The sequence below is a fragment of the Arthrobacter sp. TmtSoilC51 genome (assembly GCF_055388015.1).
Genome location: NZ_AP035878.1, coordinates 1 through 26,979 on the forward strand (window position 1 = coordinate 1; position 26,979 = coordinate 26,979).

The window sequence follows — 26,979 nt, forward strand, 5'->3', positions numbered from 1 at the left end:
TCACACGATATTTCAATCCTGACATCAATCTATCAGGCAATCTTTCAGTACGTCCATCATTCAATCTATCAGGCAATCAATATTTATGTCATGACAGAAATATTCGTTACGTCTAACAATCAGCCTGGTGGCCCGTACAGGGTGGTTGCCCACCCCCCGGCTTTCCCTGGGTACCCCTTCGCAATAAATCGTCTTTCCGTACACCTAGACCTACCGTCGAATACATCTTTCAATCAATATTTCTGTCATGACGGAAATATTGATTGAACAGAATCGCCATACAGCAGCCTTGGATGTCGGGGGTTGGGGGCATCAACACCCATGGCGACGGGTTCCGCAGTCCCCCGCCAGCCTGCCCCCGCAGCTGGCCCTGGGGGCGCGGTCGTTCGCAGCGAAGAACAGGAACTCTTTCATTACATTTATTTATTTCCGTCATGACAGAAATATCTGGTCCCCACACTCCCTAAGTAAGCTGGTATCTTGTCAAGAAATCCTGACAGAAAGTAGGCCGGCATGGCGTGGGACCTAGGGGATGGCGTTCATGTCGGGCAACTCGCAGTGGTGCTGCAAGACAGAAGAGCCGGAACTCGGCAGGAACCAGGACAGATCAGTGTAGAAGGAGTCACTGGCCAACATCCCCGAGACCCTCACCGACCTGGCTTCGAACTCGTTCCGGAGGATTTGGCGGTGGGCTGGCAACCGCACTGTGAATGTGGCTGGTCAGGCTTTCCCTGGACACGTATCGGATCGAGCTACCAAATCCGAGGAACCAGACGCTCAGCTAAAGGACTTATTGGTTCGCCAGCCATACCTCCGGTCCAGTTAGAACAGACGGCTATGGGGGAGTGGCGCCGTCATGTGCTCTCGTGGGGAGTGAAGATGGCTGCCCAAAGTCTTCAACGCGCTTCTGTACGTCTCGATCAGGCAGTCGATTCTGCCCGGGCCGCGGGCCTTACTTGGGCGGACATTGGTCGTGATGCAGGTATGACGCGCCAGGCTGCTCATCAACGATGGGCAAGTAAATAGTTCAACGGACGTAGTCAATCAACCGCTGAATCTGCCAAGAAATCGCCATGGTTGGTTCCGCCAGACCAGTAAGCCGTCGGTGCCGCCACCTACGCAGCCTCATGCCACAGTGTGTAGTCCTCATTGGGTGGTATCCAATGTTCTTCCCTTTCCTGGTCGTAGAGGTCGGCCTCTTCGACGTGAGTTTCGAGGAACCGGGCAAGGTAGGCGTGCCAGATGGCGCGTTCGCGTCGGTTGCGGCTGATCTGGTCGAGGTAGTCATCGAGGACTCCGAGCCTGGCAGCGAGCATGCGCAGGTTGACTGAGGTAGTTCGCCAGGTGCCGCCCTCGCGCTGGATCATCCCCAGTGTTTCCATTTCGGCAAGGGCGGCCGAGCATGCGTTGCGGCTGATACCGCTGGCACGGACGATCTCGGCGGTGGTGGGGGAGTGCCGGCCACGTTCGATTGACTCATAAACAAGGGCTGCAGGGTCGCCTAATGCCCGGAACACGGGGCGGATGGCGTGAATTTTTCCTTTCCGCCAGGTCAGTTCCCTGGCAAGTTGTTGATACTGCTCGGGCAGTTGGATGAGGTAGACGTCAGCTGCCTTTTGGCGCGCGTCAGCGATCTTGGTGAGGATCCCGTCAGAGGCTGCTGCAAGGATGGGCAGCAACCGGGCGATAGTGACGTGGTGCTTGCCCATGGCCGCTGCCAAAGTCCGGCATCCCACGTCGAGGATGTTCGTTTCTTTGGCCCGCATGTAGCCCAGTAGTCCACGGATCAGCAAACGAAGGCTCAGGCCTTCCCGGCCACGCTGTTGCAGTCTGTGGTCGAGGACTCCGTAGAGGACATTTTCCAGATCGTTCACAAGCTGGTGCACACCAGCGACGCTGGATTTCCCTGCCCCCCCTGTGGTTAAAGTTTGGCTTGTGTTGTTAATAAGGGCACTCTTCTCCCCGTGTTTCCGGGGAGCTGCTTTTGGACTGCTCGGGACCGTGCTGGTGAAGGCTTGGGCTTTGACCCACTCATCAGGCAGGAGCCGTGCCTGGCGTTCTGCGGATCCGTAGAGAGCAGCCAGGCCAGGGAATTGGCCGGCGAGCTCGTTCTCCACGTGCTGCTGCGACCAGCCGCAGGCGCTGAAATGGTTCAGTACAGCCATGCGGGCCTCGGACGGGCTCTTGTACCTGGCCGCGTCGTACAGGCCGGTCCGGGCGACCCGGCGCAACGGCGACTCGTTACCAGCCGCGTATGGCAGCGCCGGGAGCCCACCGGTCCGTTGCGCGGCCACCGTCTTCGCTTCCCGGGCTTTCAGTGCACGCCTGCGGGTCAGTTCCGGAGCCAACGCGGCACGCAACTTCACCAAGGTCCGTGCCGGGTTACGGCGGCGCAGGATGTCATAGGCCTGGGACAGGGGAGTGATTAGGGTTTGGTGGCCGCCGGACTTGTGAACCGAACCAGGTACACGGATACACCCATCGGTGATGTTCTGATGCGGGCTCGGGTCCAAGCTGCTCGCCATTAATGCCAACGCTTCGACGAGTTCCCGGGCCTCCGCCGCGTCTAGACGTTCGTGCAGCGGAACGTACAGGTGTCGGCCGCCACTAGGGGAGAAGTCCTCCACAAACCTCATGCCGCACGCTGAAAGCAAACGGCCCACCCGAGCCGCATCCGAGTCCACAACGCCCTTCAGCGCCTTTGAGGTATCAAAGTCGAGGCACAGCGTGGCAACGCTGCCATCCATGCCGTGGACCATCACTGCAGCAGGTCGATCCGGAAGACGCAGGGTGATCTTCGGCACGCTCCTCGGCCGAGGATACTGAAATCTTTGGCCAATCCAACGCCCCAGACGGTACGAAGGCGCACCGGCGATCAGCGGAGCGAGACGCCAAGCATGCTCAGGGGGAATTTGTGACGCGACACTCGGATTTGAGTGCATTGACGCCAAAAGGGCATCCGGTACCATAGACAGCAACAGCCTCTCTTTGAGGGGTACAGAAAATCCACCCAGCAGGGTGGGTGTTCTACAAGTTCAGATCTGATCCCGCCAAGAACTGGATCTGAACAGATACTTAGATGAAGGCCCGCACCTTGCGGGCCTTCAGGTTTTAACTAGCCTTTGCGATAGGCAAAGTCTCCTGTGTGTGCTCGGCCCGGAACTTCTCCAGATCGATGGAGTCAATGTGGGCAGCAACTAGCGGAGTGAGGTAGTCCACCGCGTTGCAGTCAAGGATCTCTAGAATGTCGCGCAGCTTTTCAGCGCGCCCTATGTCCGGTTTGACGTTGAATGTATGCCGTGGGCCCTTTGACGGGCGTCCACCCTGTGCGAGCTTTCGGAGTGCCATAGTGCTATCTAATCGGTTTTTGTTATCGAAACCCCTGATAGTTGTGGGTGTGTCGCCTAGAAACCTTTGGCTACGGCTGCTGCTGCTGCGAGCCAGGCGCGTTGAGTGGCGGGTTGGAGTGCGTCGTAGCGGATGGGTCCGTTGACCAGGGCGGGGTCGTAGGGGATCCGTACGACGGCGCGGACGTGTGGGGCGAATCCTTCGGCGATGCGGCGGGCTTCGTCTTTGGCTCGTTTGAGTGCGTCTCCGTTCATGGATCGTTTGGCGTCTGTGGATTCGGAGACGATGATGACGGCGTTGCGTGCCAGTTCGGCGTCGTGGCCGCCACGGGATTCGAGTGTTTGCAGTGTCAGGCGCGCTGCTTCGGCGCGGTCTTCGATGGCTGTGACGGGCACGACGAGTTGGTTGGTGTGGTGGATCATGCGTCGCCAGTTGGCTGCCCTGGAGGTGTTGCCGGAGTCCATGACGATCAGCCGGTAGTAGCGGGTGAGGACCTGGTGGGCGATGTCGACTTCTTCGGCGGTGACTTCGTGGTCTCCTTCGTCGTTCTCGTCCGAGCGGAGGACGTCGAATTTGTCGGAGGTTTGGTGGTGGACGAAGCGGGCGATTTCTGCGGCTTGGGCGCTGGGGGAGAGCAGTGTCTGGGATGAGTCGATGAGGTCCAGGACGCTCCTGTCGTGGCTGCCTTTTTCGGTGCGCCAGCCCAGGGTTCCTTGGGATTCGTTGTTGTCCCACGCGACGGTGGCTGCGCCGCTGTAGCGGGCGAGGATGGCGCTGAGCATGACGACGGTCGGGGTTTTGTTTGCTCCGCCTTTGCGGTTGACGACGGCGACGGTGCGGGGGCCGGGCCAGTGCTGGCTGACGGTGCGGATGTCTTCGCGTTCGGCGAGTTCGTCGGCCGAGGGGTCCATGCGGAACCCGATTCGGGTCAGGACGCCGCGCCAGCCCCGTGTGGCCGGTTCCAGGATGGGGGCGCTGACGAGGAACGAGGTGTCTTTCAGGCTGCGGCGGGTTGAGGGCTCAGCCGAGGCCGCTTCGTTGGTCTGAGTCGGCTGCTGGGCGGGGGTGGCCGCTGCGGCGAACCTTGCCGTCTCCGCCGGAGCGGCTGCTGGTGTGGCAGCTGCCTCCGCGTCCGCGGGTGCTGTTTGAACGGGCTGTGGGGCACGTTCGGGTGTCTTGTGTCTGCGTGGGTTGGTCTTGGCTGTTTTGGTTGGGGCTGCTTCGCTGACATCGCCTTCGGGGGAGACGATGATGGTGCCTTGGCCATCGGGGTCCGTGGTGCTGACTTTGACGGGTCGGCCGAGCTGGGCTGCTGTCTCGGTGATGAGGGCCAGTGCCTCTTTCAGGACGGTGGCTTCGTTGTCGGCTTCGATGGGGTGGGAGGTGCCGTTGATGGTGACTTCACCGGTTCCGTTGGAGCGCAGTATGGCGTCGATTTTGGGGAAGTCGAGTGCTTGGGTTTCCATCATCTGTCCTTACTTGGTGCCGTTCGGGGGTGTGAAGCGGTTGACCTGCCACGGTTTGTCGGCCGCGGTGCGCAGCAGTTGCACGCCGTAGTTGCCGGCATTGGTGGGGAACACGACGTGGCAGCCGAATCCGTTGGACTCGTCGATCGTGAGTCTCCCCTGACCGGTGATCTTGGTGACGGGGATGTTGGCCGGGTCGACGTACTGGTAGTCGGCTGCGGCTTGGGGTGTCAGGACCTGTCCCAGTTCCTGGATCCACACCTTGTCGTTGACGGTGGGCCGGGCGTAGAGGGTCATGGCCTGGGTCGCGGTGTCCAGGGCGGTCTTCTTGCTGGTCTCGTCCCAGGCGATGCCGAAGGTGGCCGGTGCGGTCCCGCCCGGTGCCTGCGATTTGCCGCCTGCGCTGAGCGTGGCTTCGGTGCTGGCGGTTGCGGTGGGGGAGGGGGTCGCTGGTGTGGTGTTGGCGGCCGGGGAGCAGGCCGTGCACAGGAGCACGGCTGTCAGGGCTGTCAGGGCGCGTTTCATGGTTTCCTCCGGTTAGTTGCTGCCGGGCAGGTACAGGAAGGCGCTGGGGGTGCCGTTCCGGACGGTGCGGGTGTAGTAGGTGTGGTCGTTCGGGGCGGGGTTGCCGTTGTAGCCCTCCTCGACGAAGCTGCCATCGCCCTTGACGGCTTTGACGACGGCGACGTGGCCGTAGGTGCCATCGGCGCCTCCGGTGCCGGGGGAGTACCAGACCACGGCCCCGACGCGGGGCGTGTTCCCGGTGGGCCAGCCTTTGGCGTCCCAGCCGTCTTTCCAAGTCAGCGCGGAGCCAAGGACGGCGCCGTCGGGCCGGAAGGTGCCGTTGAGGACCTTGTAGGGGGCGGTGGTGCTGCCGAGCTGCTGGTTGACGCGCCAGAGGGCGAAGTCGACGCATTCACGGTTGTACATGCCCAGCGGGGAGGGCTCGTAGATTTTGGAGGTGCGCCACGGCAGGTCATCGTCCTTGCCGGACTGGCCGGGGATCCCGCAGGAGCTTTCCCCGCCGACCTCGGTGGTCTTCACGTCTCCCAGGGCGGCGACGACGTCGACGGCGGCCGCCCAGTAGGACTGGTAGTGGAACGGGTCAGCGTTGCGCTGGACCCGGTGCGCGGCCATGGTGGGTTCGAGCTGTTCCCAGCCGCTGACCTTTTCCAGGGCGGTGAAGAAGTTGGTGGCCGAGGTCGTGGGGTTCATCCGGTCCTGGTAGGAGCCCCAGGCGCCGTTGTCACGTTGTTGGAACAGGCCCCTCGAGTCAGGGCCTGGCCCGTCGCCGTAGTCCAGGACGCGCAGCCCGGATTCACCCATGGCCGTCATGACCCCAATCGTCTGTCCGCGGGCGGACAGCCCAAGGGCCTTCCCGGCGTTGATCACCAGGGCTGCGTTCTTCAGCTGCTCACCCTGGTAGCCGGCCACGGCCACCTTGGGCAGCTTGTTCTGATCAACACTGATGCTGGACGCGGCCGGGGAGCAGACATCGGCGGCCGCTTCAGTGCCGCCGCCGAACAAGATGATGGAGAGCACCAGACCAATGGGGGCAAGGACGGCGCCGGCAACCAGCACGGGTCCGGTCTTTTGTGACTGCACGTGTCCCCCTCACATCCGCTCGGCGTCTCTAGGCTTGGTCGGCTTGTTCCTTGTTCGCTCCGGGCGTTTTGCCCTGCCGGAGCGTGTTCCGGTTCCCCCAGACCCAGTCTTTGACTTGATCTCTGGCGATCAACCATGTCTTCTCGACTTGGTAGGCCGGAATGACTCCGGTCTGGAGCCAGCGGTAGACGGTGTTCCGGGACAGCCCGAAGATCTCCTCGAGGTCCTGGGGCGTCAAGCGCTCCGGGTACTTGGCGAAGAGAGCGTCCAGGTATTTAGGGTCCACGCTCAGTCCGTCCCACCGCATAGAGCCATCGTAGACCATAAATTGGTACTGTGATGTACTAGAAGTGATTGAAAGGTACTAAAGACATTGTTGGGGGTCACCTTGGGCCTTTCGTGTCGGATGGTACAGATACGATCTTTGCGGACATTACAGGGGGATGTGAAATGCCGATCTCAAAGAATCGCTGGGTGACCTTCGACAACGAAACAATCGAAGAACCCGGTCCAATCATCGAAGAAAAACCGGCCTTTGTCGCTACCGGAGCCACCAGACCGCAGCTCAGCGTGCCACAGCCCGACCATGCCGACAGGCTGCCCCGCTGGAACGCCACGGGCAAGGAACCGGACTTTTGGTGGCTGGGCGTCCACGGTGGGGCGGGGGAGTCCTCGCTGGACCGCCTGGACAAGAACACCAAGGCCGCCGAACATCACTGGCCACTGACATCAGCGGGTTCCACGGTCGTCCTGGTTGCCCGCTCCAATATCCCGGGCCTGCGGGCAGCCCAACGCGCTGCGACCGAATGGGCCTCGGGCTCTCTTCCCGGGATCCGCGTCGCCGGGCTCCTCGTGATGGCCGACGCGCCCGGGCGGCTCCCCAAAGAGATCCGCGATTTCTCCCGCATCGTCGGCGGGGGAGTACCCCACCTCTGGCACTTCCCGTGGGTGGAGCCCTGGCGGTACGGCCACGACCTCGCCCCGGAGGAACTTCCCAAGGAAGCGCGCACCGTTCTTGAACAGGTGCGCACCGCAGTAACTGCCGCTGCCGGATCCCCGGCCAAATAGAAAGAAGACACCGATGCTGTTCTCCAAGGCCATGGAATGGTCAAGCTTCGCCATCACCGAAATACCGAACCCCGGCACCGGTGAGGCGCCTCCAGGCTCCGAAGGTCTGCTGACCATCCTCAAATGGGTCGCGTGGATCGTCTTCGGCCTGGCCGTCGCGGGCATCCTGATCACCGCCGGAACGATGATGATCAACAACCGGCGCGGTGAGGGCGGCGAGCACGCCGGCCGCCTCGCCTGGGTCCTCGGCGGCTGCATCCTGGCAGCCTCCGCCGGCGGCGTCGTGGGCGCCCTGGTCTAAGGAGCACTAGCCATGACTGAACCGACCGTGAACGAAGACCAGAACCCACTGACCAAACCTAAGTTCATCATCTCGGCCGTTGTCGTGGCCATCATTGTCGCGCTCGGGATCATCCTCGCCCTGATCCCCAAAGGAGGCGGAACCCCCACGGCCGACCCGACCACCACCGGGACAAACACCGCCAGCGCGCAACCAACCGCGACGGAAGCCGCAAGCATCTGCGGCCTTCCCCCCGGCAGCCAGGCCAAACCCGCCACCACACCCACCGACACCAAATGGGAACTGATCGGCAAGATCGCCGCGCCCACCGCGCCCAAACAATACGGCCCCGGCAAGACAGCAGCCAACGGCAGCCGCTTCTGCTTCGCGCACTCACCGACCGGAGCGCTCTATGCCGGAGCAAACATGATTGTTCTCGGAAGTTCGGGACGTCCCGACCTGCTGGCCCAGCATCTAGTGGTCGAGGGACCGGAACGAGACAAGATGCTGTCTGAGCCTTCGACCAGCGCCCCGCCGACGGCACCGTTTCAGATCGCGGGCTACAAGGTCGTGGATTACACAGGCGATCGCGCAGTTATTGAATATGGGCTCACGGCAGCAAACGGCAGCGTTGGGTCAGTCCCCGTTGCAATGCAGTGGCAAGGGGGAGATTGGAAATGGGTTCTGCCGGCCACTGGCATGGCAGAAGCACGGCAGCTCTCTGATTTGAGCGGCTTCATTAGCTGGGCGGGGGTCTAACTTGTTTCCGGCCAACGAGAACGGGCAGGCTTGCAAGCCGTGGGAAGTTGGATGCGTTGTTTCAGACTGGGCGAATGATCGTGCCAATGACGCGGTAAAGAACATGGCCCAAGCGGTCGCAGACGCTGTGGGGAATGTGGTCAAGACGCTGGGGACGTTTTGGGTGAATGTTGGCACGCCGAACGTGACGGCCGCGCCCGGGGGATCCACAGCGAGTGATCCGGTGTTGTTCCTGCAGAACAGCCTGTGGTTCTGGACGGCTGCACTTGCTGTTCTGTCCGTGCTGGTTGGTGCGGCGAAGATGATGATCGAGCGCAGGGGAGCGCCCTTGCGGGACCTGGTGCGGTCGCTGGCCACGTTGATTGTCGTGTCGGGGGCCGGTGTCGCGGCGGTGGGTTTGTTGACGGTCGCGGCGGATCAGTTTTCAGCCTGGATCATCACCAACTCGACCGATGGCACCTCGTTCAACGAGAACATCACCGCCATGCTGCAGCTCTCGGCTACCAGTCCTATCGGGTCGATCATGATCATCCTGCTGGGCCTGATCGCGATCCTGGCCTCGGTGATGCAGATCGTACTCATGATCGTCCGTGGTGGCCTGCTCGTGGTCCTGACCGGCATCTTCCCCACGGCGGCGGCTTTCACCAATACCGAGGCCGGGAAGGGCTGGTTCCAGAAGTGCACGGCCTGGCTGATCGCCTTCATTCTCTACAAACCGGCAGCGGCCATCGTCTACGCCACAGCCTTCCAGCTCAGTGGCAGCAAGATCTTCGGGAACGTCGATGACGGCAAAGACTTCGGCTCCGCGCTCTTGACCACGGTGACGGGTTTGGCCTTGATGGTCATCGCGTTGTTCGCCATGCCGGCGTTGATGCGGTTCGTCACCCCGATGGTGGGGGCTGTGGCTGGCGGCGGTGGCGCCATGGCCGCGGGAGCGGTCGGCGCGTTGGCCTCCGGCGCCATTCATATGGGCAGCGCCGGCCGCGGCGGCGGATCCTCGACCACCAGCAACAACAGTGCACCGAACCCATCACCCGGGCAGCAAGGCCCCTCGGGCACCGGCAGCCCGGGGACCGCAGGCACTGGCACGGCCGGCAAGTCCGGCAGCCAGGGCTCTGGACCCGCTGGGGCGCAGGCAGATGCTGGCGGCGCGGCCTCGGCCGGTGTCGGCAAGGCCTCGGCAGGGGCCGGTTCCGCGTCCACCGGTCCAGCAGGCAGTAGCGCTGCGGGCGGTGGCGCTGCGGCCGGCGGAGCGGCAGCAGCTGCTGGCCCCGTTGGGGTTGCGGTCCTGGCGGCGCAGAAGGGCGCCGAAGCGGGCAAGGCCGCGTCAGGGGCGATCAAAAACATGAGCGAAGATTCCACAGGGGGTGCCTGAGATGGCGGCTATCGAGAACACTTACAGGGAACCGACCTACGGCAACTGGCGTCGGCCCCGCAAGGCCGGGATCGGCACCTTGGGCGGTTTGGCAACGGCCGGGCTGTTCATCGGCCTGATCATCACGGTGATCTGCTTCTTCGTCGGCGGCTGGTTCCCCGGGCTGGTTTCCCTGCTGATTCTCGGGGCCGCTTTGTCGATTGTGTCCGTCACGGACAAGCACAACAAATCTGTGGGGGAGCGGGTCTTCGCCCGGTTGGCGTTCGGCTGGGCACGGCGCAAGAAGTCCAACATCTACCGCTCCGGGCCGTTGGGGCTGACCCCGTGGGGCGAGTTCCAGCTCCCGGGGATCTCGGCCGGGTCCCAACTGTATGAGTTCGCGGACTCCTACGGGCGCCCGTTCGCCCTGATCCACCTTCCCTCCACCGCGCACTACACCGTGGTCTTCGGCACCCAACCGGACGGGGCCTCGTTAGTTGACCCGGAACAGGTTGATGCGTGGGTGGCGAACTGGGGCGGCTGGCTGGCGTCGCTGTCGAACGAACCTGCCGTCGTGGCCGCGTCAGTCACCGTTGAAACTGCTCCCGATTCCGGGGCGCGGCTGCGTCGGGAAGTGGAATCCAACATCCACGACGACGCCCCCGACATCGCCAAGGCCATGCTCCGCGAAGCGTTGGAGACCTATCCGCAGGGTTCGGCGACGATCAGGGCCTGGGTTGCGCTGACGTTCAGCGCGGCCGCCCGAGCCGGCGGGAAGCGGCGCACGGCCGAGGAGATCGCCCGCGACCTCGCCTCACGCCTGCCCGGCCTGACCGAGCGCCTGGAATCCACCGGTGCTGGTGCCTGCGCGCCGTTGAACGCCCAGGAACTGTGCGAAGTCGTAAGGGTCGCGTACGACCCGGCAGCGGCCCGGCTCATCGACGAAGCCCACTACCAAGGCACCCCCGTCGACCTGGACTGGGCCGACGTCGGCCCTTCCGCGCATCAGGCCGGGTGGGACGGCTACCGCCACGATTCCGGACACTCAGTGTCCTGGACGATGACCGGAGCCCCGCGCGGACACATCCTCGCCTCCGCCCTGGCCCGGCTCGTCGCCCCGCACGGGGAGATCGACCGGAAACGGGTCACCCTCCTGTACCGTCCGATCGAAGCAGGGCGGGCGGCCGCGATCGTCGAATCGGACCAGACCAACGCCCTGACCCGGGCGTCCTCGACGTCCCGGCCCACCGCGCGTGCCTTGGTCGATGCCCGCGCGGCGCAGGCCACTGCGGCCGAAGAAGCCAAAGGCGCCGGGCTGGTCAACTTCGGCATGGTCGTCACCGCCACCGTGCTCTCCGCCCGTGACCTCGAGGACGCTGTCGCCGTCGTCGAAGGCAATCTCGGCCCTTCCGCACGGCTGCTGTTGCGCCGCGCGTACGGCTCCCAGGACTCGGCCTTCGCCGCGTCCCTGCCGCTGGGCCTGGTCCTGCCGAAGCACTTGAAGGTCCCCGAAGAGATCCGCGAGGCCATGTGATGTTCGGCAGTAAGACGAAGCAACAGCGCACCACCTCCCCGTCCACGAAACTCGCGGCCGCGGTCGCCCGCCGGCCCGGTCTGCGGGGCTGGCGGGGCCGTGGCCAGGGCGAAGCCGTGTATGTCACTGCCGCCGATGAATGGCGCGGCACTTCTGTTCAGGTCTGCGGGATGTGGCCGTTCGTGGGCGGCTCCGGCACCCCGATCCTCGGGGTGCCGATCGGCGTGCACACCGACACCGGGGCACCGTTCGGGGCCGATCCGATCAGCTGGTTCATGCACGGCATGATCAACAACCCCTCCATGTTCGTCCTCGGCCTGCCGCACTACGGCAAATCCACCCTGGTCCGGCACATCGTCCTCGGCCTGGCAGGGCGGGGGATCAACCCGCTGATCCTCGGTGACCTGAAACCGGACTACGTCGACCTGATCGAAGCCCTCGGCGGGCAGGTCATCAGCCTCGGCCCCGGCCGCGGCCACCTGAACGTCCTGGACCCCGGCGAAGCCACCGGCGCCGCCGCCAGGCTGCTCGCCTCGGCCGAGGAACACCGGAGCAACGCCACCCGGGTCCTGAACTATCCCGCCGGCGACCAGAACGCAGCCGCGCAGCTGCTCGCTGCGGCGGCGAAGGCGGAGAAACTGGCCGAACAGCTCATGGCCGATTCGCACAACCGGCGCCTGAACATGATCACCGCACTGATCACCATCGTGCGGAACGCCAAGCCCAGCGCGCACGAGGAATCCCTGATCGACCGGGCCCTGCACATCCTGGACGAGCGCCTGGACAGGGTCCCGCTGATCGGGGACCTGATCGAGGTCATCAAAGACGCCCCCGACGAGCTGCGGGCGATCGCCCTGGACCGCGGCGACATGTCCCGCTACCTCGACGCCACCGACCAATTACGCCAGTCGCTCTACTCCCTGGACGGGTCGGGCCGGTTCTCGGACATGTTCTCCCGGCCTACCGACCAGCCCATGGACCTGACCAAGCCCGTGGTCTTCGACCTCTCAGGAATCTCCGACACCCAACGCGACATCCAGGCAGCCTGCCTGCTGGCCTGCTGGTCCACCGGGTTCGCGACCGTCCAGGTCGCCCACACCCTGGCCGACGCCGGCCTGGAACCGCGCCGGAACTACTTCGTCGTCATGGACGAACTCTGGAGGGCGCTGCGCTCCGGCGAAGGCATGGTCGACCGCGTCGACTCCCTCACCCGGCTGAACCGTACCGAGGGCGTCGGGCAGGCCATGATCACCCACACCATGTCCGACCTCGAAGCCCTGCCCACCGAATCCGAACGGATGAAAGCCCGCGGGTTCGTCGAACGCTCCGGCATGGTCGTCTGCGGCGCCCTCCCCGGTGCGGAGATGGAAAAGCTGAACAAGGCCGTCACCCTCTCCCGGGCCGAGCAGTCACGGCTGATCTCCTGGGCCGACCCCGGGTCCTGGAGCGACGTCGGCGGATCCCGCAAACGCGTCCGCCCGGGCTTGGGGAAGTTCCTCTTCAAAGTCGGCGGCCGCCCCGGCGTGCCCGTGGCCCTGAAACTGACCAGCGTCGAGGAACGCCTGCACGATACGAACAAGCGCTGGAGAATCGGCGCCAACCCAGTGGAGGAGAACTGATGGGCGCCCCCAACAGCGGCAAACGGTCCGGGCTCGACGCGGAAACGACCCTGCTCTGGGTGTTCATCGCCGTCGTGGTCGCCGGTGTCGGGTCCATCACCGGCGCCGTGCACCTCGGCTCGATCCTGTCCCACGACGGGCAGGAACTGCCGGCCAACCCCTTCGAGCTCGTCTTCTCCCTTATCTCCCACAAAGTCACCTGGCCACCGGCCGCCACCGGAGTCCTGATCGGGCTCGGTGTCCTCGCGCTCGTGATCGCGGTGTTGGTGGTGCGTGCGGTGCTGCGCCGGAAAGCCAAACGGTCCAGGGTGGACGCAGCGGCCCAGTACATGGCCAAAGGCCGGGACCTTAAAGCCCTGAGTCTGCGCGGTGCCACGGCCACGGCCGAACGGCTCGGGGTGAAGGGCTCACCAGGTGTCCCGGTCGGCAAGACCGTCCTCGGCGGGCAGATGGTTTACGGCTCCTGGGAAGACATGCACATCGACATCTGGGGTCCCCGGACCGGCAAGACCACGTCCCGGGCGATCCCGGCGATCCTTGCTGCCCCCGGCGCGGCCCTGGTGACCTCCAACAAGCGCGACATCGTCGACGGCACCCGCGACGTCCGCGCCGCCGACGGCGCCGTCTGGGTCTTCGACCCCCAGTCCGTCGCGTTGGAGGAACCGTCCTGGTGGTGGAACCCCCTGTCCTACGTCACGGACGAAGTCCGCGCCGCCCGCCTGGCGGACCACTTCGCTGCCGGATCCCGCGGCCCGGACGCCAAAACCGACGCCTACTTCGACCCCGCCGGCCAAGACCTCCTCGCCGGACTGCTGCTCGCGGCCGCACTCGATGACCGGCCGATCACCCAGGTACACACCTGGCTAACCCGGCCCTCGGACGACGAAGCCGTGGACATCCTCAAAGCCGGCGGCTTCGTCCAGACCGCGAACGCCGTTGGCGGGGTCATCAACGCCCCCGAAAAGCAGCGCGGCGGCGTGTACGGGACAGCACTGCAAATGGCGTCCTGCCTGACCAACCGGCAAGTCGCCAGGTGGGTCACCCCGCAAGGGGAGAGCGACACCCGGGCCCAGTTCGACCCGGCAGTGTTCGTCCGGTCCAAAGGCACCCTGTACAGCCTGTCCAAAGAAGGCAAAGGCACCGCCGGGCCACTCGTCACCGCCCTCACCGTCGCCGTCGTCGAAGCCGCCGAAGAACTTGCCGTCCACTCACCCGGCGGCCGGCTCGCCGCCCCCATGATCGGGGTCCTGGACGAAGCCGCCAACGTCTGCCGCTGGCGCGAACTACCCAACCTCTACAGCCACTACGGATCCCGCGGCATCGTCCTGATGACTATCCTGCAATCCTGGTCCCAAGGAGTGGAAGTCTGGGGCCGCGACGGGATGCGCAAACTCTGGTCCGCGTCCAACATCAAGGTCTACGGCGGCGGCGTCGCCGAAGCCGAATTCCTCGGCGAACTCGCCCAACTCGTGGGGGAGTACCGGTACTCCAACACCACCCGCAGCCGCTCCAAACAAGGCACCTCCCACAGCCGCGACGACGACCGCAAAGAACGCACCCTCGACGTCTCCGAACTCGCCGCGTTCCCACGCGGCCGCGCCATCATGTTCGCCTCAGGCGCCCCCGCCGCGCTCCTGAAAACAGTGCCCTGGATGAACGGCCCCCACGCCGAAGCCGTCCGGGCCTCCATCACTGCACACGACCCAGCAAACAAACCACAACCAGCCGCAGTAGCAGGCAACCGGTGATCACAGCAGGAGCCTCCGATGACTAACAGCATGGGGGAGTGGGACGACGAAGAAGACAGCTCAGGTCGGGCCACGGAGTCGACGAGTGATGAGATCGACGCTCCGGAACTGTTCTATCCCAACGTCGCGGCTTTCGTCAGCGAGAAACTGGCAACCACCTACCGACGCCAGATCAACGTCCAAGGCGGAGTAACCTGGTGCCCGCAATGGTGGAAACACGCCGAAGCCATCAGTCGCCTCGAATCCCTCTGGCGGGCTTGGGAGTACCTCCGTTTGGACGGTACGACCGGCATGAGCGTCTGGTGGCGCGACCACGCAGATCACCACATGTCCGTCTTGTTCTCCACCGATGGGCCCTTCAAAGGCTGCAGCCCGGACGAGGGCCACCGCGCCAAACTGGCCCGCTTACCCTGCGAGGAACCGCCTTCAGGACTGTTCTAAATCCAAGAGGCACGTTGCTCAACAGACCGTCCCAGTTCGTGGCGACCGACTCCTACCTTGTTTCGATTTTTTGCAGTCTAAACAACCTGCGTCTAGTGTGCGCACTTGACTGCTTCTTCGAAGACCTTGGAGCTTCACCGGAGTTTCGGAAGGTTCTGTCGCTCAGTCACCGTTGTGTGCTGGCGCCTTCCGAACAGGGCGAGTCCGCTGCGAAGATCTGCCCAGCGGTTAATCCGTTTTCCTCCAGCAGGGTTGAAATTCTGGCTGCGTCGCCGAAGTCGTCGCCGAGAGCGAGTAGGAAGGCCCCGACGGCGCTTTTCAACGCGCTCAGGCCCTTCGTGTTAATAATTCTTGTACCTGCTGGCGGAGTACCGGTTCGCTCGACGGTTGTTTTGCGGTGAACCATGACCGGAATAATCCGGGCGTCCGCACCGTAGCTGCTCTCACACCAGTTCACGGAGCCGGCCAGCTGGTTGATGTCCTTCTTGAAGATGAAATCTCCTTGGGCGCCGGTTTTAGCCTCGATCACGGCGTATGTGTGATTGCCGAGGGCCCAGAGTACGTCGGGGCCTACACCTTGTTCCTCCTCAGGCTGCTCGCTCCGAATGCCTAGGAGCGCTGCTAGGTCGGCCAGTGCTGCCTCAGCCTCTGTAGTGCGGTTAGGGTTCCAGGACAGGTTGTCAAGAATCGCCTGGCCGCCCAGGATAAGTTCGGCTCCATTGGCGAAGTTTTCGCGGAGGTGGTCGCGGCATGCGTCGGCTTGGGCTGTGGTGGCCTCCATCGGTTCGTACGCCGCGCCAGATATTGGCCGTAGAGTAGCCAAGTTGTGCTTGCGACCATCAGACAACTCGGCCTGTGCTTTGACAGGGTCGAAGGCGTCGGTGTATCCGGCCAGGGTTTCTGAGAGCCAGCCGCCGTAGCGTGCGTCGCCGCTAGCGTGCGCCGCCATAACGGCTTCCTGAGCGTACACGGCAGCGGCGTGGGTGTCACCGCGTACTGCTGCGTTGTAGGCGCTTCTGAGGTGAGTTGCTGCCGGGTCGACGGTTGCCGCGCCATAGACGACGCCTTTGAGGGCGCCGCGGGATGCCTCGCGGAATTTTTGGTCGCCGGAGACGACCTGTTCGATGACGGAGGCGATGTCTTGGACGTAAGCATCCTTCATGCCTGCTGCGACGATACGCGACATTTTCAGTTGAGCCTTGGTGGCTGGCGAAAGTTGGCTTGCTGCGTCAGCATTTGCGAGGAGACGGGTCAGGCCGGCACCAAGGATGACGACTGCGCAGCGGTCATCGCGGCTGCGGACTCCGCGGCCCATGCCCTGCTCGACGCGCTGTACCTGACGAGAGGTCATGGCCCTGCTCTTGCGCAAGGCGGCAGCTTCGCGACGTTCAATGCCCGTGTACGCCTCCGGGATGCCATCGATAATTAGGACGCGGCAGGCATCACCAGGCAGATCTATTCCGTCGTACCGGTTCACGATGACTATCAGGCCAACGTGGCCTTCGTTGAGCGCCTGTACCTGCTCGCCGATGTCTTCCATGGTGCTGACGGTGGCTTTTGCCACAGATTCCCACTCCTGCGCTTGGGCGTGGCTGGGCACAAGGACAACAACGTTGTGTTGATCGGCGAGGCCGGATGCCATCTCCCGGATCTGCTCGTGGCTAATGCGAGGGTTGAGTGACATGGGGGCGAGGATGAGCCGGTCGCCGAGGTCGGTCGCCGACGCGGGAACGACGGGGTCAGAAACGCTGGCTGGATCAGCGTCAAAATGGGTTACTAGCACACTGTCCTCGGCCAAGGTGGCTGTCAGGTACACGCGCCGCTGGGCCTCGGAAAAGCTTGGGAATTTCTGGATGGGAGGGCATTGTGGCATGATCTCCAGCCCTGCCGAGGTAACTGCCGCCTGGCATAGTTCAAGCTGGTCAGACAACAACGGCCACACCCACTCGAATACTTTGTCCTTTCTGTGCGGGTGCAGTGCTTCAAGGACCTGACTTCGCTTTTTCCGCCAGGACCAGAACGGTATCCGTAGGACCGCCGAATGGACTCCGGACGCAATGTCCATCAGCGTTGAGCTGCTTTGGGCCTGGAGATCCTCGATGAAGAGGTTCATAACCTTCTCGTAAGCTTCGTGCGTGGAAGGGATGCGGAGGCTCGATTTGCCTTCTAGTTCCATGACGGCCGCGTGCGCATCGTCGATCACCACACTGCCCACGGTGATGGGCTGCCGTGAGGTTGTGCTTCCCTCAAGGCCGAAGCGGGTCTTCCCATTGATGAGCACGCCGACGGATACGACAAGGATCGCTTGGGAGTAGAGGAAGCTGTCATCGTCTGGCGAATCCGTGACTTCGAGTCCGAGTGCATCAGCTTCGGCCCTTACCTGCGCGGCGAGATGGGCGTCGGCGGTAATGTACATGGCTGGTCCGCGGCCCTCATTCAGGGAGCATTGGAGGATCAGCAGCCCGACGATTGTTTTCCCACCGCCGGTATTTGTCTTAATGACGAGGTCTCGGTTGTCCCGACGATCCCGCCACGCCTCCAGCACATCGCTTTGCACAGAGCGCAAGTAGCCGTAGCCCTGATCTTTGTTCGGTAGAGCGTCGAACAGAGCCACAGGATCAGTAATGGAAGATAGCTCCCCGCTCAGTGCGAGCTTCCCGAAGTCGAACGCCATTCCTATGCCCCCAATATGTCGTGAACGTGATTAGGCATAAGACTACTGGCCAGGGGAGGGACAGCAACCTGCATCGGCGGATGAGAGAGACCCGTGGAGCCGCGGGACCGCGAGTAACGGCACGTTTGACAGGTGCCGGCCGGGGTCCAAGTACGGCTACTCCATTGGATGTCCCGTGAAGCCAGCAATGGCGGCTTTTACAGGGCCTTCGTCAAGCTCGGCGGTTAAGTCTTGCATGGCTTGCTGAACTGAAGTACCAGGGCGTTGCCCATCTTCGGCGACGGCACGTAGTAGCTTGGCAATGCTCTCGGCGGGGAGGCCCAAACCCTCGAGTGTTTGACTGAAATGCTCAGCGTCTCCCTGTGTGCGGGTTACTGTTTGCGTGACCTGTTCCCCCATTGCAAAGCTGTTCGTTCCCCCAAAGACGGTTGTGTAGTAGATGTTGGTTGTTGCTTCGCCAACACCTTCGTCTTGAACCGTTGGGCCGCCCGGCTCTCCAGCGTCGGGAAATGCTTGTTGCAGTTCCAAAGCCATCATCAGTGCCCGGTTCCGGATGGCGGCCACAACGCCTTTGATCTGCATTTCCGTGAGCAGTTGCCACACCAGATAGATCTGGTGTCCATCGACCCGGGGAGCTTTTCCTTCATCAGAGAGCTGACGTAGGTATTGAACCAATGGCAACGGCCAGTATTTCTTTCCTCCGTCGAAGGCTTCCAGTTCGTCAATCGGCTCTGCGTAAGAGTGCTTCCACATGTCCCGCAGGCCTTCGGGGACAACCATGGTATCGAGTGGGAGGTCACGGTAGCTGCCACCGTATCCTGACCAGCGCACCAGGACAGGCGTGCTCAGCCGTCGCCTGTAGGGCGGGTAATCGTCGTATAGATCCGCCGCATACCCGGTAAGTTCCTTCTTGCACCAATCGATAATGGGCTGGGACTTCATTCGGGTGCCCACGACAAGGAGCTTCCTGATGGCTGAACTGGTTTCTGCTGAGCTTCCAGCTAGGTCTGCGATGGCATCGTCGAGGATGGTCATGCATCAGTTTTATACCAGCGGCCACCGCCCCAAGGCTGGGACGGTCGCCGCTCAGGACGATCTACGGGATCGGGATTCCTGTGAAGCCCGTGATAGCCGCTTTCACCAAGCCGATTGCGGGTTCCGCGGCCGCGGTTCCAGCTATCTTGATGACGCCCGTCCCCAATTTCTTCAGAAAGTCCATGACGGCGTTCCCCGGCTTGTTTCCGTCCTTCTCGAGGGCCTCGCCGAGAGCTTGCCTGTCTTCCAGTGCTAGACCAATCTTCTCCAAGGCGAGCATCAGCGCATCGGAGTCTCCCTGCTGCACAGATACGCTCTGGGTAACGGTTTCCCCTTGGCCCACGGTGATGGTTTGGGTGACCTTCTCACCCTGGGCCACGGAGTTCGTGCCGCCGTGGAATGTGTTGTTGAAGTGCAGGTTCACTACGTTTCCTAATTTCGGGTTTTGAATTGTTGGTCCGTCAATTTCGCCGGCCTGAGGAGATTGCTCCTGAAGGTCGAGGGCAAGATTCAGTGCTTTGTTCCGAACACCGTCGAGGACGCCACGGATCATGGATCTGGGAATGATCTTCTCAGCCGACTGGATGTGGTGTAGTTCCACCCGCGGAGCGCGCCCCTCTTGTGACCACTTCTCAAGGCGTGCGACAGCTTGGTTGGGCCATATCTGACGGGAGTCCTTGGCCGCTTCCGCCAGGTTTTCCAGTTCCGCTACCGGTTCGTTGAAGTAGACATCGAAGAATGCTTCCCGAAACCCTGCCTCATCAGGGACTGCTTCTTTGCTGATGAAATGCTTCACCCAGGACCCGTAGCCGAGGAAAGTGGCCTCGACGTTGGCGGGGTGCGGACCCCGGTAAGAGGGAAACTGTTCTACCGGGAGATTGCCGAAGCCGTTCAACTCGCTGTTTGCCCAGTCAACGATGGCGTCCGATTTCAGCCGCCTGCCAACCACCAACACCCGACGAAGGGCGTTCGACGTGGTCACGTTGTCATCGGTGAGCCCAGTGATTAGGGCTTCAAGGGTGCTCATCCAAGCTTTATATCAGCACATGCCTGAATTGAACGCACGGACCACAGCCCCGGGGCTGTAGCCTCGACCGGGCGCGGCTCTTGGTGGCGTTTGCCGTGAGAGCTTTCCGGCGCATCCGGTCTTTGCCTGTTCCGAATCTGTGTAGCTGGTGCCCATTCTCGGGCGTCCGTAGCCACTGAACGAGAGCACTCAGCGGGGCTCTGGGTTACTACTCGGTGATCCTCTCACCTGAAGTATCCCAGCGACTTCGGGCTCCTTGACGGGTGATGCCGAACGCCCTGCCGATTTTGTCCCACGAGAGGCCGTCGGACCGGGCAGCGGCTACGGCCTTGTCGAGTTGGGCCTCGATCTGTTTGAGTTGCTCGCCGAGGGTGCTGATGGTGTGGAGGTGCAGGTCAGGGGCGATGTGCCGGTGCCACTGCTCAAGGAATAGTGGCTCCAGGTCTGCCCGGTCGCTGACGTAGGCGGCGTCGTCGCTGGACGGATCTCCGGCATAGATGCGGTGGCGGGTGAGGTCTTCTTCGGCTGGGTCCCAGACGCGTGTCCACAATTGGTCCATGATGACGTGTTTCCGGTGCGGTTCGCAGCTGCAGGCGACTTTCCAGCCGACGACCTGGGATGGCGGCCGCCACACGACGCTGTCCGGGTCGTTGTCGTTTTCCCAGATCGTGTTGCCATCGGGTGTCATCAGGCTGATCTGCCGGTGTTTCCCGCCGGCCCCGTACATGCCGTCGGCGAAGACGCAGACGACGTAGCCTTCGTGGTCGCTGCCTTCGGTGAACCAGCCCATCATGCTTCCCTTCATCGGCGTCCGGTTGCTACAGTGACCAGTATGCCCGATGGTAAGAAATGTTGCCAAGAGTGTTAAGCATGACAAGTTTACTTGTCATAATCACGGTTATCGGCGTTCGAGCCATTCGCAATTGGGAATCGTGCACTTGATTGGTCGGATGAATGACGCGCATCTGGTTGATCACTTCATCGAGACTTAGGCAGCCTTGGACTTACTCATCCTCGGAGTCCGCACCGCCATCTTTCTTGAGGCTGTCGCCCCGTCGAGACGCCTGTAGGCACCCACAGAGACCCCTCGGTCTCGAATGTATACATATAGCTTCACTATTGGGTATCTGTAGCCCCTTTCAACCTTCTATGTATACAATTTGGGTATGCGAGCCAGTGACCGGGCCTATGCCGCCCTCCGTGAAGACATTCTTGAGTGGCGTCTGAAGCCGGGAGCGATTTTGGCCGAGGTCGAGCAGTCGGAGCGGCTGGGAGTGTCACGAACACCCCTCCGCGAGGCGCTAGGGCGTCTTAGCGCTGAAGGGTTGACGGTTGCCGCGGGAGGCCGCGGTGTAGTTGTCACTGATATCTCGCTGGACGATATTGATGAACTCTTCGAAGTGCGGGAAACACTGGAAGTCAAGGCAGCCGCCTTAGCCGCTGAACGGGGCGATCCTGCCGTTTTTGCAGATTTGCATTCCAGGTTGCTTGCTGCGCCCGAGATGCTCCACGATCATGATCCAGCACGCCACGACTACTACGAACTCGTCGCCCAGCTGGATGATGCTATCGACGTCGCCATCTCCAACTCTTATCTGGCTCAAGCGATGCGAAGCCTTCGCGTCCACCTGGTTCGGGTACGACGACTTTCATCGGACGATGCCGCCCGGCTCAACGAAGCGGCTGTCGAGCATGCTGCCATTGCCCAGGCCATAGCTGCCGGAAATCGCCGGCTTGCCGAGGCTGCCACGATCGTCCACCTTTACCGGAGTCTTTCCCACGTCAAAGCAACACATACATCAGTTTCGAAGGAGTCCCATGGTTAAGAACAACCACGTCCGCGTGTACAAGTCCGAGGAAAACCTGCCCCGCGAGGAGCAGCTGGCCCATAAGATCGCCGTGGTCGCCGCGGATCCCGTCGCCGTGTCGGCCGAGGTCACGGATATGGTGATCAACCGGATCATCGACAACGCTTCCGTGGCGATCGCTTCCCTCAACAGGGCACCGATCGTTGCGGCCCGGGCCCAGGCTCTCAGCCACGCCCCGACCACGAACGGCAAGGGCGCCTCGGTGTTCGGCATCAGCGAGCTGGTTTCCCCGGAATGGGCCGCCTGGGCGAACGGCGTGGCCGTGCGCGAACTCGACTATCACGACACGTTCCTGGCCGCGGACTACTCCCACCCCGGGGATAACATCCCGCCGATCCTGGCCGTCGCCCAGCACGTCGGTTCCAACGGCGCCGACCTGGTCCGTGCCATCGCCACCGGCTACGAGATCCAGGTAAACCTGGTCAAGGCGATCTGCCTGCACAAGCACAAGATCGACCACGTGGCCCACCTCGGCCCTTCAGCCGCGGCCGGTATCGGCACCCTCCTTGGCCTGGACGTCGAGACCATCTTCCAGTCCGTGGGCCAGGCCCTGCACACCACCACCGCCACCCGGCAGTCCCGCAAGGGTGAGATCTCCACGTGGAAGGCCCACGCCCCGGCCTTCGCGGGCAAGATGGCCGTCGAAGCCGTGGACCGCTCCATGCGCGGGCAGACCTCGCCCGTGCCGATCTACGAAGGCGAAGACGGCGTCATCGCCTGGATGCTGGATGGCCCGGACGCCTCCTACGAGGTTCCCCTGCCGGAGAAGGGCGAAGCCAAGCGGGCCATCCTGGACACCTACACCAAGGAACACTCCGCCGAATACCAGGCCCAGGCCTGGATCGACCTGGCCCGCAAGCTCAACCGCGAGCACCCGGAAACCACCGACCCCGCCAACGTGGCCTCGGTGCTGATCAAGACCAGCCACCACACGCACTACGTGATCGGCTCCGGCGCGAACGATCCCCAGAAGTACTCCCCCACCGCGTCGCGGGAGACCCTGGACCACTCCATCCCCTACATCTTCACCGTCGCATTGCAGGACGGCGCCTGGCACCACGTGGACTCCTACGCCCCCGAACGCGCCGCCCGCCCGGACACCGTGGAGCTTTGGCACAAGGTCACCACCGTGGAAGACCCGGAATGGACGCGCCGGTACCACTCCCTGGACATCGCGGAGAAAGCCTTCGGCGGCACTGTTGTCATCACACTGACTGATGGAACGGTGATCACCGATGAGATCGCTGTGGCGGACGCCCACCCCCTCGGTGCACGGCCGTTCGCCCGCGAGCAATACATCAACAAGTTCCGCACCCTCGCGGCGGGCTTGGTGGAGGAGGCCGAGATCGAAAGGTTCCTCGCCGCCGTCGAACGCGTCACCGAACTTGGCGCCGGCGAACTGGACCAGCTCAACATCACCGCCGCACCCGGCGTGATCGACCTCGCGGCAGCTCCGAAGGGACTGTTCTAAATGCTGTACTCCAAAACCACACCCGAACAGAAACGCCTAAAGCTCAGGGAGCTCCTCGACTCCGGGACCGTGCAGCAGTTCCCGGGAGCGTTCAACCCGCTCTCGGCACGACTGATCGAGGAAAAGGGCTTCGCCGGGGTCTACATCTCCGGCGCGGTCCTGGCCAACGACCTGGGCCTGCCGGACATCGGCCTCACCACGCTCACCGAAGTAGCCACCCGGGCCGGGCAGATCGCCCGCATGACCGACCTGCCCTCCCTGGTTGACGCAGACACCGGCTTCGGCGAACCCATGAACGTGGCACGCACCATCCAGGAACTCGAAAACGCCGGCCTGGCCGGATGCCACATCGAGGACCAGTTCAACCCCAAACGCTGCGGCCACCTGGACGGCAAGAACGTCGTGGACATCGACACCGCCACCAAACGCATCCGCGCCGCAGCAGACGCCCGCCGCGACCCGAACTTCCTCATCATGGCCCGCACCGACATCCGCGCCGTGGAAGGACTCCAAGCCGCCCAGGACCGCGCCAAAGCACTGGTCGATGCCGGGGCGGACGCGATCTTCCCCGAAGCCATGGCCACCCTGGACGAGTTCCAAGCCATCCGCGACGCCGTGGACGTGCCCATCCTGGCGAACATGACCGAGTTCGGCAAAAGCGATCTCTTCACCGTTGACCAGTTGCAGAGTGTCGGCGTGAACATGGTCATCTACCCGGTCACCCTGCTCCGCATTGCCATGCGTGCTGCCGAACAGACGCTTGAAACTCTCAAACGGTTGGGAACGCAGGAGGTGCGCGTGGGAGAGATGCTTACCCGTGCGCGCCTCTACGAACTCGTGGATTACGAGGCATACAACCAGTTCGACAACGGTGTCTTTAATTTTGAAGTGCCGTCGGTGTTCAGCACGGCAAAGGACCCACGATGACGATGCTGCAGGAAACTGTCCAGTCGCCGGACGTCCGGAAGGGACTAGCGGGAGTCGTTGTGGATTACACCGCGATTTCCAAGGTGAACCCCGAAACCAACTCCTTGTTGTACCGCGGATATCCCGTACAGGAGCTCGCGACCAAGTGCAGCTTTGAAGAAGTGGCTTACCTCTTGTGGAATGGCGAACTGCCAAACGCTCAGGAATTCGCTTCACTGGTTGCTGTGGAGCGTACCGGGCGTGCCCTGGATCCGACTGTTAGAGCCGTGATGGATTCGCTGCCCGTTACGGCGCACCCTATGGATGTGTGCCGAACGGCGGCATCCGTGATGGGAGCCCGGCATGAGCTTACTGAGGATTCCTCTCCGGAGGCCAACCTCAGGAAGGCTGTTGATCTCTGGGCTGCCATGCCGGCCGTGGTGGCTTACGACCAGCGTCGGCGTCTTGGGCAGGAGGTGGTCGAGCCACGGGATGACCTGGACTATTCGGCGAATTTTCTCTGGATGACCTTCGGGGAAGAGCCAGCGGAGGATGTCGTTGAAGCCTTCAACGTTTCGATGATCCTTTACGCCGAGCACTCCTTCAATGCATCCACTTTCACGGGCCGCGTCGTCACATCCTCGCTGTCTGACCTGCACTCTGCCGTGACTGCTGCCATCGGCGCTCTAAAGGGTCCCTTGCACGGCGGCGCCAACGAGGCGGTCATGCATACCTTCGACGAAATCGGCATCCGGCCCGAGGAATCACCGGAGGACGCCGCGGCCAGGGCGCGTGCCTGGATGGAAGACGCCCTGGCGCACAAGAAGAAGGTCATGGGCTTCGGGCACCGGGTCTACAAGCACGGTGACTCACGGGTGCCCACCATGAAGGCTGCCCTGGACAAGATGATTGCCCACTACGGCCGGCCTGAACTCCTGGGTCTCTACAACGGCCTGGAGCAGGCCATGGACGAGGCCAAGGCCATCAAGCCCAACCTCGACTACCCTGCCGGCCCGACGTATCACCTCATGGGATTCGACACCCAGACCTTCACGCCGATCTTCGTTGCCAGCCGCATCACGGGCTGGACAGCGCACATTATGGAGCAGCTAGCATCGAACTCGCTGATCCGTCCCCTGAGCGAATACAACGGTCACGATCAGCGCTCCCTATAACCGGTAGCTATTGCCCCAAATCCAGCGGTGGGGCGTCGGATGGTCACCCGGATCATCACACTAATCGCAACGTACTCGGCGTCCCACCGCTCTTTTCCAACAGACGAAACACGGCTCGTCGGGGTTGAACCGAGTCTGGAATCTAGCCCCCATTTCCACCTGCCTACTATCGGCTCCTGGCGCGATCAGCGACCGCCGGCTGCCGATAGGAACCGGCGAACTTCTCTCGTGCTTTCAGCGCTCTCGACGCTTTGCACCCATTCGATGAGCGCATCAATTTGTTCATCGACCATGGTTCCGCGGAGGGCCATGTGCGCTTTTCCTGTCAGCCGGTGCCACGTCATTGGCTTCTTGTGGGTTCCCCAACAGGCATCGACTTGTTCACGCAGCGTACGCCCGTCCTTCATTTCCACCACAACGGCAGCACGCCAGGTGCGGCCGTTGTCGGCAACGAACTCGTCAGTGACATCCAAACTTGGATCGGCTACGAGTCGCACTCGGTCCATGAATTCACGGATTTCCCTGGAGTTGAATCGATCGTAATCGTGTGAGTTCTGGAAAGTGATCTCCCCATCGATGAGAAGTACGCTCACGATGTACTGAAGGTTGATGTCGGGCATAGGCCGGTCATTTACTACGTAAGCAAACGCGGTTGGCATATGCACCGCAATAGACTCCACTACCTCGGCCTGGAGGCCATGTGTCTGGATCAGATGCTCGACTGCTTGGGCGGCCGGCTGGATCGGCCCGCCGACCGGGTACTGCTTAATGTCTGTTTGAGTCACGTGCCGGGTGTTGATCAAATCGCGCAGCATACGTTCATTGCTGCCCTCCCGGCCGAAGGCATCAAAAACGCTTGGCGAACCATCAAAAACATCCCGGACGCCCGTAAAGCCGAAACGAACAAGCTCAACAGCACGGACGCCCGCATGAGCTTGGACAGCAGCCGTGGCAAATGCTTTGCCGATATGCTCTGGATCGCGGTAGATCGTTGCAATCCCCGCCACTTGCTGCGCTGCGTAGGACAGGACGTGAAGGTTCTGCTCGGTCGTCAGTTTGGCAAGCGACGAGGCAGCGGCAGCCGCACCGAAGGTCTGGCCCAGACCGTGGCTTGTGCGGGGAGACCGATCCATGTCCTTGATGGACCGCCAAGCGCCAATGTTTACGGCGCCGGCAACGTCGTAACCCAAGCAAACTGCCTGAAGAAGCGCCCGCCCCGAAGAATCCAGGGCCTCGCCCATGGAGATGGCGGACGGGACAATGGAAGAACCAGGGTGGATCCTCGCCCGGTTGTTGACGTCGTCCGTCTCGTTAGCGTGTGCGCAAACGGCATTGGTGAAGGCCGCGGTCTCCGGGTTGGTTCTGTGCCCGTTGATGATTGTCGATTCTCCCGCCCCACCTCTCGAATACGCGTAACGGATGGCGAGCCTGCCGGGATGGAGCGTAGCGCCGCTAAGCATGGCTATGAGGCTGTCCAGCAAGTGCTGTTTCGCGCGGTCCGCTATGTCCGGAGCGATTGGCGAATCGGAGGCTGCTGCGATGTGGTCAGCGACAGCAGTCGTGTAATGACCATCCATTTGGTCTGCTCCCCTCGGTAGACA

At 62.6% G+C, this 26,979-nt stretch carries 23 protein-coding genes; 12 read left to right on the top strand and 11 right to left on the bottom strand.

From position 1 onward, the window contains the following. Positions 1-1,115: 1,115 nt before the first annotated feature. From ACZ5G6_RS23515 to ACZ5G6_RS23540, 6 genes are all read right to left on the bottom strand, one after another. Positions 1,116-2,804 carry an ArsR/SmtB family transcription factor gene (locus ACZ5G6_RS23515; protein ID WP_498692172.1) on the bottom strand — a complete coding sequence of 563 codons (1,689 nt, stop codon included), beginning with the start codon at positions 2,802-2,804 and terminating at the stop codon, positions 1,116-1,118. A 307-nt stretch (positions 2,805-3,111) separates the two neighbouring features. Next, entirely contained in the window at positions 3,112-3,348 is a 237-nt protein-coding gene (locus tag ACZ5G6_RS23520) for a hypothetical protein (RefSeq protein ID WP_498692174.1), read from the bottom strand. A gap of 56 nt (positions 3,349-3,404) precedes the next feature. After that, complete coding sequence (locus tag ACZ5G6_RS23525; RefSeq protein WP_498692179.1) at positions 3,405-4,817, bottom strand: MinD/ParA family ATP-binding protein; 1,413 nt, start codon at positions 4,815-4,817, stop codon at positions 3,405-3,407. Positions 4,818-4,823: 6 nt separating this feature from the next. Continuing rightward, entirely contained in the window at positions 4,824-5,339 is a 516-nt protein-coding gene (locus ACZ5G6_RS23530) for a hypothetical protein (protein WP_498692181.1), read from the bottom strand. 12 nt (positions 5,340-5,351) lie between these two features. Further along, positions 5,352-6,419, bottom strand: coding sequence for a CHAP domain-containing protein (locus ACZ5G6_RS23535; protein ID WP_498692183.1), 1,068 nt, complete (start codon positions 6,417-6,419; stop codon positions 5,352-5,354). 28 nt (positions 6,420-6,447) lie between these two features. Next, on the bottom strand, positions 6,448-6,705 hold the full coding sequence (locus ACZ5G6_RS23540) for a helix-turn-helix domain-containing protein (RefSeq protein ID WP_498692185.1): 258 nt from the start codon (positions 6,703-6,705) through the stop codon (positions 6,448-6,450). A 188-nt stretch (positions 6,706-6,893) separates the two neighbouring features. Here ACZ5G6_RS23540 and ACZ5G6_RS23545 point away from each other — a divergent pair, with 188 nt between their 5' ends. From ACZ5G6_RS23545 to ACZ5G6_RS23580, 8 genes are read left to right on the top strand one after another with little or no spacing between them, the layout of a single operon-like run. Further along, complete coding sequence (locus ACZ5G6_RS23545; RefSeq protein WP_498692189.1) at positions 6,894-7,487, top strand: DUF6668 family protein; 594 nt, start codon at positions 6,894-6,896, stop codon at positions 7,485-7,487. Between the two features lie 13 nt (positions 7,488-7,500). After that, a complete protein-coding gene (locus ACZ5G6_RS23550; RefSeq protein WP_009358107.1) occupies positions 7,501-7,788 on the top strand; it encodes a hypothetical protein in 288 nt (95 codons plus the stop codon). Positions 7,789-7,800: 12 nt separating this feature from the next. After that, positions 7,801-8,526, top strand: coding sequence for a DUF8175 domain-containg protein (locus ACZ5G6_RS23555; RefSeq protein ID WP_498692192.1), 726 nt, complete (start codon positions 7,801-7,803; stop codon positions 8,524-8,526). A gap of 1 nt (position 8,527) precedes the next feature. Continuing rightward, positions 8,528-9,901, top strand: a complete 1,374-nt coding sequence (locus ACZ5G6_RS23560) for a TrbL/VirB6 family protein (RefSeq protein ID WP_498692194.1) — start codon at positions 8,528-8,530, stop codon at positions 9,899-9,901. Between the two features lies 1 nt (position 9,902). Next, on the top strand, positions 9,903-11,414 hold the full coding sequence (locus ACZ5G6_RS23565) for an SCO6880 family protein (RefSeq protein WP_498692196.1): 1,512 nt from the start codon (positions 9,903-9,905) through the stop codon (positions 11,412-11,414). Then, positions 11,414-13,033 (top strand): putative type IV secretion/conjugal transfer ATPase, encoded by a 1,620-nt coding sequence (locus tag ACZ5G6_RS23570; protein ID WP_498692198.1) that lies wholly within the window; start codon positions 11,414-11,416, stop codon positions 13,031-13,033. Before ACZ5G6_RS23565 ends, ACZ5G6_RS23570 begins: the two co-directional genes overlap by 1 nt. Next, positions 13,033-14,781, top strand: coding sequence for a type IV secretory system conjugative DNA transfer family protein (locus ACZ5G6_RS23575; protein WP_498692199.1), 1,749 nt, complete (start codon positions 13,033-13,035; stop codon positions 14,779-14,781). Before ACZ5G6_RS23570 ends, ACZ5G6_RS23575 begins: the two co-directional genes overlap by 1 nt. 18 nt (positions 14,782-14,799) lie before the next feature. Continuing rightward, positions 14,800-15,222 carry a DUF4913 domain-containing protein gene (locus ACZ5G6_RS23580; RefSeq protein ID WP_498692201.1) on the top strand — a complete coding sequence of 141 codons (423 nt, stop codon included), beginning with the start codon at positions 14,800-14,802 and terminating at the stop codon, positions 15,220-15,222. 166 nt (positions 15,223-15,388) lie between these two features. Here ACZ5G6_RS23580 and ACZ5G6_RS23585 read toward each other — a convergent pair whose 3' ends face one another. The 4 genes from ACZ5G6_RS23585 to ACZ5G6_RS23600 form a co-directional block, all read right to left on the bottom strand. After that, complete coding sequence (locus tag ACZ5G6_RS23585; protein WP_498692203.1) at positions 15,389-17,896, bottom strand: helicase C-terminal domain-containing protein; 2,508 nt, start codon at positions 17,894-17,896, stop codon at positions 15,389-15,391. Between the two features lie 156 nt (positions 17,897-18,052). Continuing rightward, complete coding sequence (locus tag ACZ5G6_RS23590; protein ID WP_498692206.1) at positions 18,053-18,931, bottom strand: AbiTii domain-containing protein; 879 nt, start codon at positions 18,929-18,931, stop codon at positions 18,053-18,055. Between the two features lie 61 nt (positions 18,932-18,992). Then, complete coding sequence (locus tag ACZ5G6_RS23595) at positions 18,993-19,958, bottom strand: AbiTii domain-containing protein (protein WP_498692208.1); 966 nt, start codon at positions 19,956-19,958, stop codon at positions 18,993-18,995. A 208-nt stretch (positions 19,959-20,166) separates the two neighbouring features. Next, positions 20,167-20,763: a hypothetical protein gene (locus tag ACZ5G6_RS23600; RefSeq protein ID WP_498692210.1), complete on the bottom strand. Its 597-nt coding sequence runs from the start codon at positions 20,761-20,763 to the stop codon at positions 20,167-20,169. 361 nt (positions 20,764-21,124) lie between these two features. On the opposite strand from ACZ5G6_RS23600, the gene ACZ5G6_RS23605 reads away from it, so the two are divergent. The 4 genes from ACZ5G6_RS23605 to ACZ5G6_RS23620 are packed head-to-tail and all read left to right on the top strand — an operon-like array spanning position 21,125 to position 25,378. Next, the gene (locus ACZ5G6_RS23605) at positions 21,125-21,784 is read left to right on the top strand and encodes a GntR family transcriptional regulator (protein ID WP_498692212.1); all 660 of its coding nucleotides are present in this window, start codon (positions 21,125-21,127) and stop codon (positions 21,782-21,784) included. Continuing rightward, positions 21,777-23,297 carry an MmgE/PrpD family protein gene (locus tag ACZ5G6_RS23610; RefSeq protein ID WP_498692214.1) on the top strand — a complete coding sequence of 507 codons (1,521 nt, stop codon included), beginning with the start codon at positions 21,777-21,779 and terminating at the stop codon, positions 23,295-23,297. The genes ACZ5G6_RS23605 and ACZ5G6_RS23610 overlap by 8 nt, the downstream gene beginning before the upstream one ends. Continuing rightward, entirely contained in the window at positions 23,298-24,224 is a 927-nt protein-coding gene (gene prpB, locus ACZ5G6_RS23615; protein ID WP_498692217.1) for a methylisocitrate lyase, read from the top strand. Positions 24,225-24,226: 2 nt separating this feature from the next. Further along, positions 24,227-25,378 (top strand): bifunctional 2-methylcitrate synthase/citrate synthase, encoded by a 1,152-nt coding sequence (locus tag ACZ5G6_RS23620; RefSeq protein WP_326335808.1) that lies wholly within the window; start codon positions 24,227-24,229, stop codon positions 25,376-25,378. A 185-nt stretch (positions 25,379-25,563) separates the two neighbouring features. Here ACZ5G6_RS23620 and ACZ5G6_RS23625 read toward each other — a convergent pair whose 3' ends face one another. Then, the gene (locus tag ACZ5G6_RS23625) at positions 25,564-26,955 is read right to left on the bottom strand and encodes an MmgE/PrpD family protein (protein ID WP_326335731.1); all 1,392 of its coding nucleotides are present in this window, start codon (positions 26,953-26,955) and stop codon (positions 25,564-25,566) included. Positions 26,956-26,979: the final 24 nt, after the last annotated feature.

Coding starts and splice junctions, on each gene's coding strand:
- ACZ5G6_RS23565 (WP_498692196.1), top strand. CDS start 9,903: ATGGCGGCTATCGAGAACACTTACAGGGAACCGACCTACGGCAACTGG.
- ACZ5G6_RS23610 (WP_498692214.1), top strand. CDS start 21,777: ATGGTTAAGAACAACCACGTCCGCGTGTACAAGTCCGAGGAAAACCTG.
- ACZ5G6_RS23570 (WP_498692198.1), top strand. CDS start 11,414: ATGTTCGGCAGTAAGACGAAGCAACAGCGCACCACCTCCCCGTCCACG.
- ACZ5G6_RS23625 (WP_326335731.1), bottom strand. CDS start 26,955: ATGGATGGTCATTACACGACTGCTGTCGCTGACCACATCGCAGCAGCC.
- ACZ5G6_RS23585 (WP_498692203.1), bottom strand. CDS start 17,896: ATGGCGTTCGACTTCGGGAAGCTCGCACTGAGCGGGGAGCTATCTTCC.
- ACZ5G6_RS23590 (WP_498692206.1), bottom strand. CDS start 18,931: ATGACCATCCTCGACGATGCCATCGCAGACCTAGCTGGAAGCTCAGCA.
- ACZ5G6_RS23550 (WP_009358107.1), top strand. CDS start 7,501: ATGCTGTTCTCCAAGGCCATGGAATGGTCAAGCTTCGCCATCACCGAA.
- ACZ5G6_RS23620 (WP_326335808.1), top strand. CDS start 24,227: ATGCTGCAGGAAACTGTCCAGTCGCCGGACGTCCGGAAGGGACTAGCG.
- ACZ5G6_RS23580 (WP_498692201.1), top strand. CDS start 14,800: ATGACTAACAGCATGGGGGAGTGGGACGACGAAGAAGACAGCTCAGGT.
- prpB (WP_498692217.1), top strand. CDS start 23,298: ATGCTGTACTCCAAAACCACACCCGAACAGAAACGCCTAAAGCTCAGG.
- ACZ5G6_RS23575 (WP_498692199.1), top strand. CDS start 13,033: ATGGGCGCCCCCAACAGCGGCAAACGGTCCGGGCTCGACGCGGAAACG.
- ACZ5G6_RS23520 (WP_498692174.1), bottom strand. CDS start 3,348: ATGGCACTCCGAAAGCTCGCACAGGGTGGACGCCCGTCAAAGGGCCCA.
- ACZ5G6_RS23530 (WP_498692181.1), bottom strand. CDS start 5,339: ATGAAACGCGCCCTGACAGCCCTGACAGCCGTGCTCCTGTGCACGGCC.
- ACZ5G6_RS23605 (WP_498692212.1), top strand. CDS start 21,125: ATGCGAGCCAGTGACCGGGCCTATGCCGCCCTCCGTGAAGACATTCTT.
- ACZ5G6_RS23595 (WP_498692208.1), bottom strand. CDS start 19,958: ATGAGCACCCTTGAAGCCCTAATCACTGGGCTCACCGATGACAACGTG.
- ACZ5G6_RS23525 (WP_498692179.1), bottom strand. CDS start 4,817: ATGATGGAAACCCAAGCACTCGACTTCCCCAAAATCGACGCCATACTG.
- ACZ5G6_RS23555 (WP_498692192.1), top strand. CDS start 7,801: ATGACTGAACCGACCGTGAACGAAGACCAGAACCCACTGACCAAACCT.
- ACZ5G6_RS23600 (WP_498692210.1), bottom strand. CDS start 20,763: ATGAAGGGAAGCATGATGGGCTGGTTCACCGAAGGCAGCGACCACGAA.